This is a genomic window from Sphingomonas hominis (assembly GCF_013328205.1).
In the GTDB taxonomy this organism is placed as follows: domain Bacteria; phylum Pseudomonadota; class Alphaproteobacteria; order Sphingomonadales; family Sphingomonadaceae; genus Sphingomonas; species Sphingomonas hominis.
Genome location: NZ_JABULH010000004.1, coordinates 1 through 17,226 on the forward strand (window position 1 = coordinate 1; position 17,226 = coordinate 17,226).

The 17,226-nt window shown below is 66.5% G+C and carries 15 protein-coding genes and 1 pseudogene; 3 read left to right on the forward strand and 13 right to left on the reverse strand.

Going from position 1 to position 17,226, the window contains the following annotated elements:
- Window positions 1-152: 152 nt before the first annotated feature.
- From HRV97_RS17850 to HRV97_RS10210, 10 genes and pseudogenes are all read right to left on the reverse strand, one after another.
- Window positions 153-500: a glycoside hydrolase family 95-like protein gene (locus tag HRV97_RS17850; protein WP_425505758.1), complete on the reverse strand. Its 348-nt coding sequence runs from the start codon at window positions 498-500 to the stop codon at window positions 153-155.
- Window positions 490-1,411: pseudogene (locus HRV97_RS17855) on the reverse strand (glycosyl hydrolase family 95 catalytic domain-containing protein); the annotation flags it as partial. The pseudogene HRV97_RS17855 and the gene HRV97_RS17850, both read right to left, overlap by 11 nt.
- A gap of 39 nt (window positions 1,412-1,450) precedes the next feature.
- Window positions 1,451-2,494 (reverse strand): glycoside hydrolase family 95 protein, encoded by a 1,044-nt coding sequence (locus tag HRV97_RS10175; protein WP_174194177.1) that lies wholly within the window; start codon window positions 2,492-2,494, stop codon window positions 1,451-1,453.
- A gap of 13 nt (window positions 2,495-2,507) precedes the next feature.
- Window positions 2,508-3,428, reverse strand: a complete 921-nt coding sequence (locus tag HRV97_RS10180) for an alpha/beta hydrolase (protein ID WP_174194178.1) — start codon at window positions 3,426-3,428, stop codon at window positions 2,508-2,510.
- Window positions 3,429-3,441: 13 nt separating this feature from the next.
- On the reverse strand, window positions 3,442-4,422 hold the full coding sequence (locus HRV97_RS10185; RefSeq protein ID WP_174194179.1) for a glycoside hydrolase family 43 protein: 981 nt from the start codon (window positions 4,420-4,422) through the stop codon (window positions 3,442-3,444).
- A gap of 165 nt (window positions 4,423-4,587) precedes the next feature.
- Window positions 4,588-5,112, reverse strand: coding sequence for an alpha/beta hydrolase (locus HRV97_RS10190; RefSeq protein ID WP_174194180.1), 525 nt, complete (start codon window positions 5,110-5,112; stop codon window positions 4,588-4,590).
- A complete protein-coding gene (locus tag HRV97_RS10195; RefSeq protein WP_174194181.1) occupies window positions 5,109-5,588 on the reverse strand; it encodes a hypothetical protein in 480 nt (159 codons plus the stop codon). The genes HRV97_RS10190 and HRV97_RS10195 overlap by 4 nt, the downstream gene beginning before the upstream one ends.
- Before the next feature lie 171 nt (window positions 5,589-5,759).
- On the reverse strand, window positions 5,760-7,067 hold the full coding sequence (xylA, locus tag HRV97_RS10200) for a xylose isomerase (protein ID WP_174194182.1): 1,308 nt from the start codon (window positions 7,065-7,067) through the stop codon (window positions 5,760-5,762).
- A gap of 9 nt (window positions 7,068-7,076) precedes the next feature.
- Window positions 7,077-8,522: a xylulokinase gene (gene xylB / locus HRV97_RS10205; protein ID WP_174194183.1), complete on the reverse strand. Its 1,446-nt coding sequence runs from the start codon at window positions 8,520-8,522 to the stop codon at window positions 7,077-7,079.
- On the reverse strand, window positions 8,522-9,661 hold the full coding sequence (locus HRV97_RS10210) for a glycoside hydrolase family 43 protein (RefSeq protein WP_174194442.1): 1,140 nt from the start codon (window positions 9,659-9,661) through the stop codon (window positions 8,522-8,524). Before HRV97_RS10210 ends, xylB (HRV97_RS10205) begins: the two co-directional genes overlap by 1 nt.
- A gap of 207 nt (window positions 9,662-9,868) precedes the next feature.
- Between HRV97_RS10210 and HRV97_RS10215 the strand changes: the two genes are divergently transcribed.
- The 3 genes from HRV97_RS10215 to HRV97_RS10225 all read left to right on the forward strand — a co-directional run bounded on the left by HRV97_RS10215 (window position 9,869) and on the right by HRV97_RS10225 (window position 14,307).
- On the forward strand, window positions 9,869-10,954 hold the full coding sequence (locus HRV97_RS10215; RefSeq protein WP_174194184.1) for a LacI family DNA-binding transcriptional regulator: 1,086 nt from the start codon (window positions 9,869-9,871) through the stop codon (window positions 10,952-10,954).
- Between the two features lie 78 nt (window positions 10,955-11,032).
- Window positions 11,033-12,811 (forward strand): dihydroxy-acid dehydratase, encoded by a 1,779-nt coding sequence (locus HRV97_RS10220; protein ID WP_174194185.1) that lies wholly within the window; start codon window positions 11,033-11,035, stop codon window positions 12,809-12,811.
- A gap of 53 nt (window positions 12,812-12,864) precedes the next feature.
- On the forward strand, window positions 12,865-14,307 hold the full coding sequence (locus tag HRV97_RS10225; RefSeq protein WP_425505759.1) for a sugar porter family MFS transporter: 1,443 nt from the start codon (window positions 12,865-12,867) through the stop codon (window positions 14,305-14,307).
- 97 nt (window positions 14,308-14,404) lie between these two features.
- Here HRV97_RS10225 and HRV97_RS10230 read toward each other — a convergent pair whose 3' ends face one another.
- Genes HRV97_RS10230 through HRV97_RS10240 form a run of 3 tightly spaced genes read right to left on the reverse strand, consistent with a single transcriptional unit; the run spans window position 14,405 to window position 17,222 of the window.
- Entirely contained in the window at window positions 14,405-15,286 is an 882-nt protein-coding gene (locus HRV97_RS10230; protein ID WP_174194186.1) for an SMP-30/gluconolactonase/LRE family protein, read from the reverse strand.
- On the reverse strand, window positions 15,277-16,056 hold the full coding sequence (xylB, locus tag HRV97_RS10235; protein ID WP_246248673.1) for a D-xylose 1-dehydrogenase: 780 nt from the start codon (window positions 16,054-16,056) through the stop codon (window positions 15,277-15,279). The genes HRV97_RS10230 and xylB (HRV97_RS10235) overlap by 10 nt, the downstream gene beginning before the upstream one ends.
- A gap of 14 nt (window positions 16,057-16,070) precedes the next feature.
- Window positions 16,071-17,222, reverse strand: a complete 1,152-nt coding sequence (locus tag HRV97_RS10240; RefSeq protein ID WP_343044486.1) for a fumarylacetoacetate hydrolase family protein — start codon at window positions 17,220-17,222, stop codon at window positions 16,071-16,073.
- Between the last annotated feature and the right edge of the window lie 4 nt (window positions 17,223-17,226).

Consider the following 17,226-nt stretch of genomic DNA (forward strand, 5'->3'; position numbering starts at 1 on the left):
TAACCTGAAGGTCACAGGTTCAAATCCTGTCCCCGCAACCAAAACCCCACGAGACAATACACGCCGCCCTCACAGGCGCCGTCGTCGTTCGTTGGAGCGGCAGCACCGGATGGTCGCTCAGATCGTCACGCGCTCTTGACAATTAACTCGGTCTAAGGATCGCGATCGGTGAAACGCAGGGTTCGTCCTTGAAGGAGCGTTATCTCTCTCACAAGAGAACCATACCGAATCGTGCGTTTGCCGTTCAAGTGAGCGCGAATTACGCACGCCTTTAGTCGCCCTTCGCTCCACTCTATGTCGAGCTCGGCTGCGCCGCGGACTCGGATGCCGCGGAGTGATCCGGAGCGCCAGGCGCTTGGCAGGGCGGGCAGGATTTCGATCAAATCGCCGCGACTGGGCACCAGCATTTCGATTATTGCGCTCGCACCACCGAAAGAGATTGGGGTAGGTACGCGGTGAGGAGAGCAGCGCCTCGAGAACCTTATGCGCGCGGTCACCATCTCCCAGCCGCGCCCACAGGTTGGTGCTCCAGGCCAGCCCCCACCCGGTCGATGCGTCGCTGCGCCATTCCAACGACCGCCGCGCCGCCGCGGCCAGCGCGGGCGTATTGTCACGGTTGATCTGGTGGCTGGGATGGAGCGCGTACAAGTGCGACAGGTGGCGGTGGTGCTGATCGGGCGCGTTGCCATCCCAATCTTCCTGCCATTTCATCAGCTGTCTCGACCGTCCGATTCGGTTGGGGACCAGGCGCATGAGCGCGGCGATGAAGCGGCGACATAGGTTGGCGTCACGTTTCAGTATCGCACTCTCGTCGGCGCAGGGATCGAATAGGTCGCGCAGGATCTGCATGTCCATGATCGTTCTCCGGCGAGACCGAGGGGTTGGTCACCAGCCGGTCGGAGCCGGGCACCGGCACCAACGTGTCGAGGAAGAACAAAGCGCAGTCGCGCATAACCGGCCAAACACGCTCCAGAAAGCGCCGGTCCCGACCGTAATCGTAATGATCCCAAAGATGCAGACACAGCCACGTGCCGCCCATCGGCCACAGACCCCAAAACGCGCCGTCGACCGGTGCGGATGCGCGCCAAAGGTCGGTGTTGTGGTGCGCGACCCAGCCGCGCGCGCCGTACATCTCGCGCGCGGTGCGTGCGCCCGAGCGGGCGAGTTCCTCAACCATCGCCACGAGGGGCAGGGCGCATTCAGCCAGATTGCCCGGTTCGGCGATCCAGTAGTTCATCTGCGTGTTGATGTTGATCGTATATTTTGAACCCCATGCGGGCGTATCGCTGTGGTTCCACGTGCCTTGAAGGTTGGCGGGCTGCCCGCCAGGGCGCGAGCAGGCGATCATCAGATAGCGTGCATAGGCGAAGTAGAGCGCCGCAAGTGCGGGATCGTCGGCCGGTCGGCTGATCGCGACACGCGCGTCAGTCGGTAGATCGGCCGCTGGCGATCACCTGAGATAGAGTGAGGCGGCACGGAACAGGCGACGGTGGTCGGCGAGGTGATCGTTCAGCAGCGCCGCGTAGGACTTGCGCCCGGCAGCACGCAGCACATCGCGGGTGGCAGCGACAGGATCGCCGCCGATTAGGTCGAATGCGCGATGGTCGCTGGCGAGTGCGACCAATATGAGCAGCTCGTCTGCGCCGCGCACGATCACGGCGTCGCCTTCACGGTTGGTCCGCCCGCCGCGCGGTAGCACCTTGACGTTCGCCGCCAGCCGCAACCCGCCCGGCATGTCGGCACTTGCCTTGCCCATTTGGACAGCCAGCAGCTCGTCGGAGGTGCCGAGTGAATCGGGCGGCATAACTTTACCCGCGGACTTGCCACCGTCGTTGGCGCGCCATGCGATTTGCGCGTCGATCGATCCGGGACGGTCGCAGGCGAGGCGGTACACGATGACGCCGTCTATGGCGGAGGCGAACACTTCGCGCGTGTAGCGTCGTTCGCCGGCGGTAAACCGAGTGCTCGCCACGGCGGCGTCTAGATCTAGTTCGCGCTCGTAAGCGTCCGCGTCATTGTCGTTGACATTGGACAGCTGGATCAGCAGCGCGCCCGCGGTCTGATAGGGCATCTGCGTCGCCGGGCGGCCGACCAAAGTCTCATCGGCGAGCCGATGCGCCTCTGCGATCCGTTCGTCGAAGATCAGTTGGCGAACCCGCGGCAGCGCCTCGCGCGCGGAAGGGTTAATGGGATCATAGGGCTGCCCCGCCCACCAGCTGTCGAGGTTCAGCTGTATAAGTTCGTCGCGAACCCTGCCCGAGATCATCGCTCCGAGCCGACCATTGCCGATCGGCAGTGCCTCCAGCCACATACGCGCCGGCTGACGATACCAGAGGCTGGGATGGTCATTCGGCAACTTCGCCGCGTCTTCCGCCTGAACGGACTGCGCCATCAATGCCGTCGGCGAGCCGAGCTGAACCGCGGTGATCGCGGCCAGCGACAGTGCGGTGCGCCGATCCATGTCGCCCATCGTTCCGCTGCTGTCGCTAGCCATCTTCTGCGTGCGCTCAGTTCGTGCGCTTGGTCCAGCCATGCATGTCGAGCCAGCGCGCGAAGGCGTCGAACCAACCGGTGCTGGTGGTCGGCTTGGGATACATGCCGAACCCGTGACCGCCTTGTTCGTAGAAGTGGAACTCGACCGGGCGCTTCGCGGCATGCCAGCGCTCGATCAGGCCGAAGCCTGCGTTGGCGAAGAAGGGATCATCTGCGGCCAGCGCGACGAACAGCGGCGGTGCGTCCGCGGGCAGGGTGACGGGGGCGAGGGGGCCGTAGATGTTGGCGATGAACGTGGGATTTGCGTCGCCGCCGGCCAGCGTGGTCGCCATGGTCAGCATCGCGCCGGCGGAGAAGCCGATCATGCCGATGCGGGCGGGATCGACCTTCCACTCGCCCGCGCGTCGCCGGATCAGTGCGAAGGCGGCGCGCGCGTCCGCGATCTGCGGCGCGAGGCCGGCGATCTGCTGCTCCGGGGTCGGCCTGGTCGGACGCGCGGTGGCGGAGAACATCTCGCTCATCGAGCGCTCGAACGCGGGCATGCCGGCGGGCGTCTGGTTCAGGCGGTATTTGAGCACGAACGCCGCCACGCCGCGCGCCTGCAGCGCCTTGGCCACCTCCCAGCCCTCGTTCTGCATCGAAAGGGTACGAAAGCCGCCGCCGGGCGCGACCACCACGGCAGTGCCCGTCGCCTTGGCCGGGTCGGGCAGAAACGGGGTGAGCGTTGCCTCGCGCACGTTGCGTGCGAACACGCTGCCATATTGGCTGTGCCAGCTCTCGGCCACCGGCGCGTTCGGCAACGCACCGGTCCCGAGCGGAATGGCGGTCGGCTGCGCCGGTGTCGCGATCGGGGTCATGCGATCGTCCTGCGCCACAGCAGGCGTCGCGGACGCGATCATCAGGGGCAACAGGGCAGCTCTAAACAGGCGCTTCATACTCGACTCTCCTTTATCGACGGGCGGCTTGGGTCGTCTGCACGACCGGCTGCATGGTGCCGTCCTTGTTGTAGTGAAGCGGATAGACCGTGACCGCGCGGCGACCGATCGCGCCGCTCTGACCGCCGACCGCCAGGTCGGCATTGTGCAGGAACAAATATGATCGGCCGCGGAACTCGGCGATGCCGGGGTGGATGGTGAAGCTGTACTTGCCCGACCCGGTCAGCAGTCCGCGCGGCGTCCACGGCCCTTCGATCGACGGCGCGGTCGCGTAGGACACGTGCTCGTCGCGCTGGGTACGGCGATCGAGCGAGGCGTAGGTCAGATAGTAGGTGCGGCCGTGCTTGTGCAGCCACGGCCCTTCCTCGAAATGCGGCGGCGTGATCTCGGTGATCGGGCCGTCGATCTCGATCATGTTCGGTTTCAGCCGGGCGATGTAGCATTGCCGGTTGCCCCAGGCGATCCAAGTGGTGCCGTCATCGTCGGTGAAGACGGTCGGGTCGATGTCCTCCCAGCTGTGTGTACCCTTGGGCGTCATCTGGTTGGTAATGAGCGCCGAGCCCTTAGCGTCGCGGAACGGCCCGGTGGGTGTATCGGCGACGGCCACCGCGATCGCCTTGCCCGGATGGGTCTGGTCGTGTTCGACCGCGGCGTAGAACCAGTATTTGCCGTTCTTGGCGATCGTCTGCGATGCCCAGGCGTCCTTCTGCGCCCATTTGAAGTCCGCGACGCGCATGATCGCGCCGTGATCGGCCCACGTGCGCATGTCCTTGGTCGAGTAGACCAGCCACTCGCGCATGTTGAACATCTCGTCGCGCTGCGCCTCGTCGTGGCCGACGTAGAGGTAGAGCGTGTCGCCGACGACCAAGGGCGCGGGATCGGCGGTGAACTTGTCGCGGATGATCGGATTGGCGATCGGAACGTCCATGGCCGTGTCGCGCGCCATCGCCGTCCCGGCCAGGCCCAGCGCCAGCAGCGCTCCCAACATCCTCATCCCATCATCCCCGCATACCGGTGTTTCACCGAGGCTAGCATCGTTGTGGGAGCGCTAACAAGGGTGAAACGCAGATTTACCGGACTCGGCTATCAGCGACGATCTTAATAGGATCGCAGAGTGGCGCCACGCGTCGGAACAGTCGCCGAACCTCGGCTCAGTTGTTTAGTCCTTGTGCAGGTACTCGACTGCGGGATCGTCGCAAAATGTGCAGTTGCTACCGGCGAACATCGCACGTGCGCGTGCGCTGTTCTTCAGCCGCCAGTCGAGCCACGTGCGGGCGATCACGGCCGCGCAGCCGCCGTTCGGCTCGAAGAACGTGCCCTGGTGTCCGACGTTCAGGCTGACCTTGGCCGCCGGCACGTTCCTGAGCCGGGCGTAATCGTCGCTGCCGTTCGCGTAGGCGATGTCCGTCGCGCCGCCCAAGATGTAGATGATCGGTACCCGAACGTGGGCGAGTGCCGCCTTCTCGAGCGTCATCTCGGGACGCTTGGGCGCGTCGGGTGGAAATAGCCCGCTGTTGTGAAGCACGATCGTCTTCACGCGCGGATCGCGGCTACCGATGGTGAGCGCCTGCACCCCGCCGCAGCTCCAGCCCGACACGGCGATCGCGTCAGGATCGAGCCGACCAAAATAGCGACTGCCGCGACGCTTGTTCTCGCGCAGCGCCCAATCGATTCCTGCGGTCAATTGGGTCGCGAAGGTCTGCGGGGGCGGGGCACGAACGCGCCAGCGGGGCCGGGCGGCGAGACCGGGCGCGGGGGCAGGCGGTGCGAGCCGGGGCCGCTGGCGATCGTGCCGTTGGCGATCACCAGATAACCGTGCGACGCGAGTTCCAGCAGGTGGAAGCGCTGTCCCGCACCATCGCCCGCGCAGCCGCCGTTGCCCCACACCACGATCGGCAGCTTGCGGGTTGCGGCGGCGGACAAATCGGCTGGACGGTAGATCACGTGGTCGGGCAGCGTTGCGTCCATCTCCTTTCGCGCAGAAAACGGTCCGCTGCCGGGCGTGTCGGGCAGGGCGCTGGCGAGCGCCTCGCGGTTCTGCGGCGCGGCGCTCGACTGCATCGCCGCGTCGGCCTGCAAGGCCAGCGCTCCTGAAGAAAGCGCCACGACGGCTGCGACACCGATCGGCACCAGACGGACACAGGGAGCAAGCAGCGACATGGATGCACCTCGCGATGATGGTCAGGTCGGGTCGGCTCGCTACTGCTACTCGACGGCTCCTTGCTGCGACTCAGGCTATGATGCCGTCTCGTACAGCCGCCGAGCGCGTGTGAAGCCGATCCGAACCGGGCAGCCGGATAACCGAACCGCCCGCCGGGTCACCTGCTCGTATCAGACGAAGCGATTGATCAAATTCTCCAACCGCTCCTGCTGACCCGATACGGGCTTGGGATCGATCGCGCGCTCGACTGCCAGGTCGGCGATGCCGGCCAAGTCGAGGTCGCCGATCGCCGAGCCGAACTCACCGTCCCAGCCGGCGTAGCGCTTGGCCTTGATCGCGTCCACGCGCCCGTCCTCAATGATCGCGGCGGCGGCGAGCAGACCCCTCGCCACCACGTCGATGCCGCCGATGTGGCCGTAGAACAGGTCAGCCGCGTCGACGCTCTGGCGGCGGACCTTGGCGTCGAAGTTGAACCCGCCGGTCGTGAACCCGCCGGCGCGGATGATTTCCACCATCGCGAGCGTCAGCTCCTCGACCGAATTCGGAAATTGGTCGGTGTCCCAGCCGTTCTGCGGATCGCCGCGATTGGCATCGATCGAGCCGAAGATGCCGAGTGCGCCCGCGGTCGCGATCTCATGCTCGAACGTGTGGCCCGACAAGGTGGCGTGGTTGGCCTCGATGTTGACGCGCACCTCGTTCTCGAGCCCGTAGCGCTTGAGGAAGCCGTACACCGTCGCGGTGTCGAAATCATATTGGTGCTTGGTCGGCTCATGCGGCTTCGGCTCGATCAGGATCGTGCCGGTGAAGCCAATCTTGTGCTTGTGCTCCACCACCAGGTTGAGGAAGCGGCCGAAATTATCGAGTTCGCGCTTCAGATCGGTGTTCAGCAGCGTCTCGTAACCCTCGCGACCGCCCCACAGCACGTAATTCTCGCCGCCCAGCCGGTGCGTCGCTTCCAGCGCGTCGCGCACCTGCATCGCGGCGAAGGCGAACACCTCCGGATCGGGGTTGGTCGACGCGCCGGCGGCGTAGCGCGGGTGGCTGAACGCGTTGGCGGTGCCCCACAACAGCTTGCGGCCCGACGAGGCCTGTAACTGCTCCAGGTGGTCGACCGCCTCGGCGAAGAACCGGCGGTGCTCGGCGACGTTCGCCGCATCGGCCATCACGTCGACATCGTGGAAGCAGTAGAAGGGTATGTCGAGCTTCTTAAAGAAGTCGAACGCCACCTCGCGCTTAGACGCTGCGGCCGCGCTGTCGTTGGCGCCGGCGTGCCACGGGCGGTTGAACGTGCCGCCGCCGAACACGTCGGAGCCCGGCCAGCAGAAGGTGTGCCAGAAGCAGGCGGCGAAGCGCAGGTGCTGCTCCATCGTCTTGCCCATGACCACGCGGTTCTTGTCGTAGTAACGATAGGCGAGTTCGTTGGAGCTGTCGGGACCTTCGAACGTGATCTGCGGAATGTCGGCGAAGAAATCGGACATGGAATCTTCCTAGGACTTGGATGTGATGCGAGGATATGCGTCGCGGAACGCGGCCTTCTTCTCGGCCAGTGCCGCGACGAGAGCAGGGTCGGGCATGATGCTGTGCGACACGGGCGGTGCGGCGCAGACGGTGGCGGGGTCGCCGCCGTCGACGCCGAGTTGCGCCAGCCGCGCGGCGCCGAGCGCGGGACCGACTTCGCCGCCTTGAAGGTAGACGAGCTCCACCTCCACCGCGGCGGCGAGCACCTGTCCCCAATAGCGCGACCGGGCGCCGCCGCCGATGACCGACAAGCGCTCCACGACGGTGCCTGCCTCGCGCAGCACGGCGAGCCCGTCGGCCAGTGCGAAGGCGACGCCTTCGAGCACCGCCTGCGACAGGCGTCCGGCGTCGCTGTCGTGGTCGAGCCGCAGAAAGGCGCCGCGCACCGCCGGATCGTTGTGCGGCGTCCGCTCACCCGAGAGGTAGGGCAGGAACAATTCGGGTCCGCTCGCCGGCCCGGCCGCCTCGGCGCGCGCGAACAGTTCGGCCGCGCCCGCCACACCGGTGATCCGCGCAACCCAGTCGATGCACGACGCGGCGGACAGGTGCACTGACATCTGGTGCCACAGGTTCGGCAATGCGTGGCAGAAGGCATGGACGGCGCGCGCCGGATTGGGTCGGAAATCGTTGGTCGCGACGAAGATCACGCCCGAGGTGCCGAGCGACAGCAGCGCGTCGCCGTGCGACACCACGCCGACGCCGACCGCGCCCGCCGCATTGTCGCCGCCGCCCGCCGCGACCGGCACGCACGGCATGCCCCAGCGTTCCGCCACGTCGGCCAGCAGCGTGCCCGTGATCTGCGACCCCTCGAACAAAGCGGGCATCTGCGCGCGCGTCAGTCCGCAGGCGGCGAGCAGCTCGTCGCTCCACGCGCGCTTCGCGACGTCGAGCCACAGCGTACCCGCGCTGTCGGACAGGTCGGACGCCTTATCGCCGGTCATCCGCAGCCGGACGTAGTCCTTGGGCAGCAGCACCGTGGCGATCTGCGCGAACACCTCGGGCTCGTGGCGGCGGACCCAGGCGAGCTTGGGCGCGGTGAAGCCGGGCATCGCGATGTTGCCCGCGATCTGGCGCAGGTCGGGCACCGCGCGCTCCAGTTCGATGCATTCATCGGCGCTGCGCCCGTCGTTCCACAGGATCGCGGGGCGCAGCGGCTGGTCGTCGGCACCCAGGAGCGTCGCGCCGTGCATCTGTCCGGCAAGCCCGATGCCGCGCACCGAACGCCGGATCGCCGGGTCGATCGCGCGCACCGCCGCCTCGGTCGCGTTCCACCACGCAGCCGGATCCTGCTCGGACCACAAGGGATGCGGACGCTGGACGGTCAGGGCCGCCACGCCCTGTGCCGCGACGCTGCCCGCCTCGTCGAGCACCACGGCCTTAACGCCCGAGGTGCCGATGTCGATGCCGAGGAACATCAGTTCAGGAACGGATCGATGGTGGGGATCGAGCCGTCGGGCGCGAACTTGAGCTCGGTGACCTTAACGTTGCGCAGGTGGTTCTTGTTGCTGAGCTGCGTGTCGGCGTAGAACAGCCACCACTTGCCGCCATGCTCGATGATCGAATGGTGGCTGGTCCAGCCCTGCACCGGCTTGAGGATGTGGCCGCGGTAGGTGAACGGGCCGTACGGGTTGTTGCCGGTGGCGTAGTTCAGGAAGTGCGTGTCGCCGGTCGAGTAGGTGTAATAATAGGTATTGCCGCGCTTGAACACCCATGAGGCTTCAAAGAAGCGTCGCTCGTGATCGCCGCCGAGCACGGGCTTGCCGCTCTCGTCCAGGATCTGCACGTCGCGCGGCGTCTCGGCGAAGCTCTTCATGTCCGCGTTGAGCCGGGCGATCCTGCCCGATATCGCTGGCTTGTCGTCCTGCATCAGGTCGGTGTCGGACCCGTTCGGGTCGAACGTACCGTCCTTCCACCGTTGCAGCTGGCCGCCCCAGATGCCGCCGAAGTACATGTAGCTCTTGCCGTCGGCGTCGGTGAACACCGCCGGGTCCATCGAGTAGCTGCCGGCGATCGGCTTGGGATCGGCCTTGAACGGGCCGGTCGGGCTCTTGGAGGTGGCGACTCCGATGCGGAACGTTCCGAGGCCATTCTTGTCGAGCTGCTTATCGCGCGCCGGGAAATATAGGTAATAAGTGCCGCTCTTGTAGGCCGCATCAGGCGCCCACATCTGCTGCGACGCCCAGGGTACGTCCTTTACGTCGAGTGCGATCGGACCGACCGTGACAGGGCCACCAACGCGGTCCATCGACAGGACGCGATAGTCGCGCATCGCATATTGGTTGCCGAGATCGTCGTCGGGCGTCGCGACCTCGATGTCGTGGCTGGGATAAACGTAGATATTGCCGTTGAACACGTGCGCGGACGGATCGGCGGTGTAAATGCTGGTGACGAGCGGTTGTGACCGGTACCGCTTGCCTTCGGGGCTGCGCGCGTTGGGGCCGTAGTTGAGCTTTGCCTCTTTGGACCCGTGCTTGGCAGGCGTCTGCGCGATCACGGCGGCGGAAGCGGATACGATGGCAGTGGCCGCGCATAGGAGCAGCAAGCGGGAACGCATCAAGTTGTGAATCCTCTCTGGTGAAGCGATCTTCTGACGAGACCTGTCCGCGTCGGGGCGTTAGATAGCGCTATCATAACTGATCGCGCGCTCGTCGCAAGGCACAATCCACTGGGCTCGGCGCAGAGTCGGAGAGTGCCGAAAAGGGCCAGCCGCGGATGTGCAACAAACCTTTGCCACCGATCGCGTTTGCGTTACCGATACCCGATGCAACCTCCTTCACCTCCTGCTGGCAAGATATCGCGGCGCGCAGGTGGTGCACCCACGATCAGCGACGTTGCCCGCCTCGCCGGCGTGTCGCCGATGACCGTGTCGCGTGTCATCAATGGTGAGAGCAACGTGCGCCCGACGACGCGCGATCAGGTCAACGCCGCGATTACCACGCTCAACTACGCGCCCAATTCCGCGGCGCGTAGCTTGGCAGGCGCGGGACAGATCAGGATTGGGTTGTTGTACAGCAATCCTAGCGCCGGGTTCCTGAGCGAATTTCTGCTCGGCAGTCTCGATCAGGCGGCGCGCAGTGACGTGCAGATCGTGGTGGAGAAATGCGAGCTCGGCGAACACGAGATCGAGGTGACCAAGCATCTGATCGCGGGTCGGATCGACGGCATCGTCCTGCCGCCACCGTTGTGCGAGGCGCGCGCCGTGCTGGACCTGCTGGCCGAGGCGAAGATACCGACCGTATCGGTGGCGAGCGGCGTGCCGTCGGACGACGTGCTGGCGGTACGGATCGACGACCGCGAGGCCGCGCTGACGATGACGCGGCACATCATGGCGCTTGGGCATCGTCGCATCGGTTTCATCACCGGCAACCCCAATCTGTCGGCCAGCGAGCGTCGTCTGGAGGGTTATGCCGCCGCGCTGGAGGAGGCGGGGATCGAGCTCGATCAGTCGCTGATCGCGCACGGCCTTTATACCTATCGATCCGGGCTCGATGCGGCGGAGGAGCTGCTCGGGCTGGCGGAGCCGCCATCGGCGATCTTCTCGTCCAACGACGACATGGCAGCGGCCACGGTCGCGGTGGCGCATCGCCGCGGGCTCGACGTGCCCGGTGACCTGACGGTGTGCGGGTTCGACGACACCACCTTGTCGACGACGATCTGGCCCGAGCTGACGACGGTTCACCAGCCGATCGCCGACATGTCGCGCGCCGCGCTTGAATTGCTGTTATCCGAAATTCGAGGCGCTCGCGGGCTCGACCCGTCGCTGCGTCATCGCTGGCTCGATTACACGCTGATCCGCCGCCAGTCCGATGCGGCACCGCGCCAGCGGCCCAGGCACCATCGAGCTTGACGAACGGTTTTTTGATGGTAGCGATAACAGCTTAGGGGAGGCGACCAGCAGCGACAACCCCGGCAGGAGAGTTCTCGCGTGCAGCGCCAACCGGTTCGTCCCTTCCGCTCTCGCGACTGGTTCGCCGACCCGTCGCGGTCGGACATGACCGCACTCTATCTCGAACGCTTCATGAACTACGGGCTGACGCCGGCGGAGCTCAGGTCGGGACGGCCGATCATCGGCATCGCGCAGACCGGCAGCGACCTGTCACCGTGCAACCGCATCCACCTGGACCTCGCCCGGCGCGTGCGCGACGGCATCCGCGACTCGGGCGGGATCGCGATGGAGTTTCCGGTCCACCCGATCTTCGAGAATTGTCGTCGCCCGACCGCCGCGCTCGACCGCAACCTGGCATATCTGGGGTTGGTCGAGACGCTGTACGGCTACCCGATCGACGCGGTCGTGCTGACCACCGGATGCGACAAGACGACGCCGTCGGGGATCATGGCTGCGTCCACCGTCGACATCCCCGCGATCGTGTTGTCGGGCGGGCCGATGCTCGATGGCTGGCACGACGGCGAGCTGGTCGGATCGGGCACGGTGATCTGGCGATCGCGGCGCAAGCTGGCGTCGGGCGAGATCGACGAGGAGGAGTTCCTGCAACGCGCGACCGACAGCGCGCCGTCGGCGGGGCATTGCAACACCATGGGCACCGCGTCGACGATGAACGCGGTGGCGGAAACGCTGGGCCTGTCGCTGACCGGATGCGCCGCGATCCCCGCGCCGTACCGCGAGCGCGGGCAGTACGCGTACGAGACCGGCCGGCGCATCGTGGACATGGCGTATGAGGATCTGCGTCCATCCAAGGTTCTGACGCGCGAGAGCTTCCTGAACGCGATCCGCGTAGTCACCGCGATCGGCGGATCGTCGAACGCGCAACCGCACATCCACGCCATGGCGCGCCACGCCGGTGTGGAGATCACCGCGGCGGATTGGTCGGAGGTCGGCTACGACCTGCCGCTGCTGGTGGACGTGCAGCCGGCCGGGCGGTTTCTGGGCGAGCGGTTCCACCGCGCGGGCGGCGTGCCGGCGGTGCTCGCCGAATTGCTCGACGCGGGCAAGCTCGACGGCGATTGCCTGACCGTCACTGGGCAGACGCTCGCGCAGAATATTGCGGGCCGTGCCGCGCGCGATCGCGAAGTGATCCGCGCCTTCGATGCGCCGTTGATGGAGCAGGCAGGTTTTCTGGTGCTGTCGGGAAATCTGTTCGACGTCGCGATCATGAAGACCAGCGTCATCTCGCCTGCCTTTCGCGACCGCTACCTGCGCCGACCGGGGTCGGAGGACGTGTTCGAGGCGCGCGCGATCGTGTTCGAGGGGTCGGACGACTACCACGGCCGCATCAACGATCCCGCGCTCGCCATCGACGAGGGCTGCATTCTGGTGATCCGCGGCGCCGGACCGATCGGCTGGCCCGGCTCGGCCGAGGTGGTCAACATGCAGCCGCCCGATTACCTGATCCAGCGCGGCATCACCGCGCTGCCGACTCTGGGCGACGGGCGGCAGTCGGGCACATCGGACAGCCCGTCGATCCTCAATGCGAGCCCGGAGAGCGCAGTCGGCGGCGGTTTGTCGTGGTTGCGAACCGGCGACACGATCCGCATCGACCTGAGGGCTGGCCGCTGCGACGCGCTGGTCGACGAAGCGGAGATCGCAGCCCGCCGCGGCGGGCCGCCGCCGCCGATCCCGTCGAGCAACACGCCGTGGGAGGAATTGTACCGCGAGAAGACCGGGCAGCTCGGCGACGGTGCGGTGCTTGAGTTCGCGGTGCCGTACCGCGGGATCGCGGCGCGCACGCCCCGGCACAATCATTGAGGGTTAAAAATCGGGCGATACAGCCGACAACAATGCCACTGGGGAGAGGGATAATGACCGACACGCGCATGATGGGAGCGGATACACCGCGGGGAGGGGAGGCCACGGTCAATCACGGCTTCATCGCCGCGATCGTCGCGGTGGCGACGATCGGCGGCTTCATGTTCGGTTACGATTCGGGTGTGATCAACGGCACGCAGAAGGGGCTTGAGGCAGCCTTCGGGCTTGGCCGGCTGGGAATCGGCGTCAACGTCGGCGCGATCCTGGTCGGCTCAGCGGTGGGTGCGTTCGGCGCGGGGCGGATGGCCGACGCGATCGGGCGGCGCAACGTGATGATGGTGTCAGCCGCCTTGTTCCTGTTCAGCGCGTTGCTGGCGGGTGCGGCGACCGGATCGGCGATCTTTATCGTCGCGCGCATCATCGGCGGACTGGGTGTCGGCGCGGCGAGCGTCATCTCGCCGGTCTACATCTCCGAAGTGACCCCCGCCTCGATCCGCGGTCGGTTGTCGAGCGTGCAGCAGGTGATGATCATCTCCGGCCTGACCGGCGCGTTCGTCGCCAATTTCGTACTCGCGCGCTACGCCGGTGGCTCGACCGCGCCGTTCTGGCTCGGCTATGCGGCGTGGCGTTGGATGTTCTGGCTGCAGGCGATCCCGGCGGCAATCTATTTCCTCGCGCTGCTGGTCATCCCCGAGAGCCCGCGCTTCCTGGTGGCAAAGGGACGCGAGCAGCAGGCGCACGCGGTGCTGACGCGATTGTTCGGTGCGGCGGAGGCCGATCGCAAGGTCGTCGACATCCGCAACTCGCTCGCCGCCGACCACCACAAGCCGAAGCTCAGCGACCTGATCGACAAGACTACGGGCAATATCCGCCCGATCCTATGGGCAGGCATCGGTCTGGCGGTGTTCCAGCAGCTCGTCGGCATCAACGTCGTCTTCTACTACGGTGCCGTGCTGTGGGAGGCAGTGGGCTTCACTGAGGACAATGCGTTGCAGATCAACATCCTGTCGGGTGTGCTGTCGATCGCGGCGTGCTTGTTCACGATCGCGACCGTTGACCGGATCGGGCGCAAGCCGCTGCTGCTGGTCGGCTCGGCCGGCATGGCGGTGACGCTGGCGATCGTCGCCTACGCTTTTTCGACCGCGGTGACCGATGCCGCGGGTGCAGTGTCGCTGCCGGGCAACAACGGGCTGCTCGCGCTGGTCTCGGCGAACCTCTACGTGATCTTCTTTAACGCCAGCTGGGGCCCGGTGATGTGGGTCATGCTGGGCGAGATGTTCCCCAACCAGATCCGCGGATCGGGGCTGGCGGTGTCGGGCTTCGCGCAGTGGATCGCCAATGCCGCGATCTCGGTCAGCTTCCCAGCGCTCGCCGTATCGCCGGGGCTGGCGGTGACCTACACCGGCTACGCCTTCTTCGCCGCGGTGTCGTTCTTCTTCGTGCGGGCGCTGGTCAACGAGACCCGCGGGCGCGAACTGGAGGATATGGCCGGCTGATCGCGCGCCGGCCGGGCGATTGCCCGGCTGGCAAGCAAAAAAGGGGCGCCGCGAATAGTCGCGGCGCCCCTTTTTTAATCACTGCTCCGTTCGCGCGTTAGGCGGGCAGGATGGCGATCCGGTACGTCGGTTGACCCGCCACCTGCGCGTCGAACGCGAAGATATCGCCCGCGTGCGGCTGACGTGCGCGCTTCTCGGGCGACAGGCCCTTGGTAGCTGTCGTCGCGTAGGCGGTTCGCCCGTCAGGACCGCCGATCACGATCTTGGTGACGTTGGACGCCGGCAGGCGCACCTCGGCATCGAGACGCCCGTCGGGCGCGTAGCGCCGCACGCACCAGCCGCCGAAGAACGACACCCAGACGTAACCTTCCGCGTCGACGACGGGACCGTCTGGATACCCATCGCTTTCGACGTCAACTTGCACGAAGGGCCGCGTCGCCGCGACACGACCGTCGTCTTCCAGCACGCAGGCGTGGACGACCCCGCCCAGCGTGTCGCAATGGTAGAGCGTGCGTCCGTCGGGCGTGACCGCCGGGCCGTTGGTGATGACGATGCCGTCAATTACCGGCACGACTGCGGCAGCATCGGCGCGGTAGATGCGGCCGCTCGGCGCCTGCTCGGCGTCGTCCATCGAGCCGAACCACAACCGCCCGCGCGCGTCGACGGTCGAGTCGTTCAACCGATTGCCCGGCAGATGCGCCTCATGCGCGACCAGAAAAGTGAACGCCCCGCTCTCGGGATCGAAGCGGTGGAGCCCACTCTGCAACCCCGCCAGCATGCCACCGTCGGCGAGCGGCTGCACCCAGCCGACCTGTCCCGGCGCGCTCCACGCCACGTGGTCGCTGCTCGCGGGATCGAAGCGGTGGACGCGGTGCTGCTTGATGTCGACGAACCACAAGGCGTCATCGAACCAGATCGGTCCTTCTCCCAAGGTCGCGCCGATGCACAGCACCGGCTCGGCTGAGTAGGTCAGCGCCATCCGGCATCGACCCAATAATTATGCCCGGTGCACATCCGCGCGTCGTCGGAAGCGAGGAACAGCGCCATTGCGGCGATGTCCGATGGTTGGATGCGGCCGTTCAGGCATTGCGCCGCAACGATCTCCGCTTCGCCCTCGGGTGTGTACCATTTCTCCTGCCGCGGGGTCTGCACGTTGCCCGGGATGATCGCGTTGACGCGGATGTTGTCGCGGCCGAGGTCGCGCGCCAGGCTGCGGGTCATCCCTTCGATGGCCGCCTTGGCGGTCTGATAGAGGATCAGGTCGGACAGCGCGAGGTGCCAGCTGATCGATCCGAAGTTGACGATCGCGCCGCGCCCTGCATCCTTCATCGCCGGGATGACCGCCTGCGCGGCGAAGAACAGGTGACGCAGGTTCACGTTCATCCGCTCGTCCCAGTAAGCGGGCGTGACCTCGGCGATCTCGTGCCGATCGTCGTTGGCGGCATTGTTGATCAGCACGTCGACCCCGCCCAGCCGGTCGGTCATCGTCGCGAAGGTGCTGCGCAACGCGTCGAGGTCGGTCAGGTCGAGCGGCAGGAAGATCGGCGCGTGCGCCGCATCGGGCGACAGCCGATCGACAAGCGCGCGGCTGTCGGCCTCGGCCACGTCGACGAAGGCGACGCGTGCGCCCTGCGCGACAAAGGCTTCGACGATCCCGGCACCGATCCCGGAGCCGCCGCCGGTGACAATGATGCGCCGGTCGCGCAACGAGGGATAACGCGCGCCGGTTTGTTCGTCGGTGCTGGGCAAGGAAAGCTCCTGAGTCATGCGGACAGCAGCCCGCGTTGCGCGAGGTTGCGGAAAAGGGCCATGACACCGAACGTCCACGGCGCGGCGGCCTTCGACGTGGTCACCGTGTTGACGAGCCGACCGAGGCCGGGCGCGCTGATCGAGACGGTGTCGCCGACCTTGTGGGTGAAGCCGCGCTGGGGCTCGTCGCGGTCCTTGGTCGGCGCGAACAGCGTGCCGAGGAACAGCACGAAGCCGTCGGGATATTGATGCTCGCTCAATGCCTGGCGCACCAGCTCCAGTGGATCGCGGCTGATCTGGCTCATCGAGCTGGCGCCGTCTAGCACGTAGCCGTCGCGCCCCTCGATCCGCAACGCCACCTCGGCGCGGCGGACGTCATCCATCGTATATCGGTCGTCGAACAGTCGAATGAACGCGCCGAGCGAGCACGACGCATTATTGTCCTTCGCCTTGCCCAGCAGCAGCGCCGAGCGGCCCTCGAAATCGCGCAGATTGACGTCGTTGCCGATCGTCGCGCCGACCGCGTGGCCGTCCGGCGCGACCAGCAGCACGATCTCCGGCTCAGGGTTGTTCCAGGTCGAGTCCGACCGGATGCCGATCTCGGCGCCCCAGCCGACCGTCGACAGCGTGGGCGCCTTGGTGAAGATCTCCGCGTCGGGGCCGATCGCGACCTCGAGATATTGCGACCACAAATCTTCCTCGATCAGCGCGGCCTTGAGCGCAGCGGCCTCGTCGGTACCGGGCACCACCTGCGCCATGCCGCCGCCGATCCGCTCCTCGATCCGCGCGCGTACCGCCGACGCCGCGCCCGCGTCACCGCGCGCGCGCTCCTCGATCACGCGTTCCAGTGCGGACACGGCGAAGGTCACGCCCGCTGCCTTGACGCATTGCAGATCGATCGAGCTGAGTAGGCGCGGTGTCGAATCGACAGACAGGCCGAGCGCGTCGAGCGCGCCGATCGGCTCGCCCGCGGCTGGATCGAGCGCGCCGCGCGCGACGAGCTCGGCGACCGTAGGTGCGACCATCGCCATATCGTGGACGATGCCGCCCGCGACGATCACGGGGGTCGGCCCGTCACCGCGATCGATCCGGCCGAGCCATCGACCCTCGCGCCAGTCGGGGCCGAGTGCGTCGGCGGGGTCGAAAATGAAGGTGTTGGTGCTCACGGGC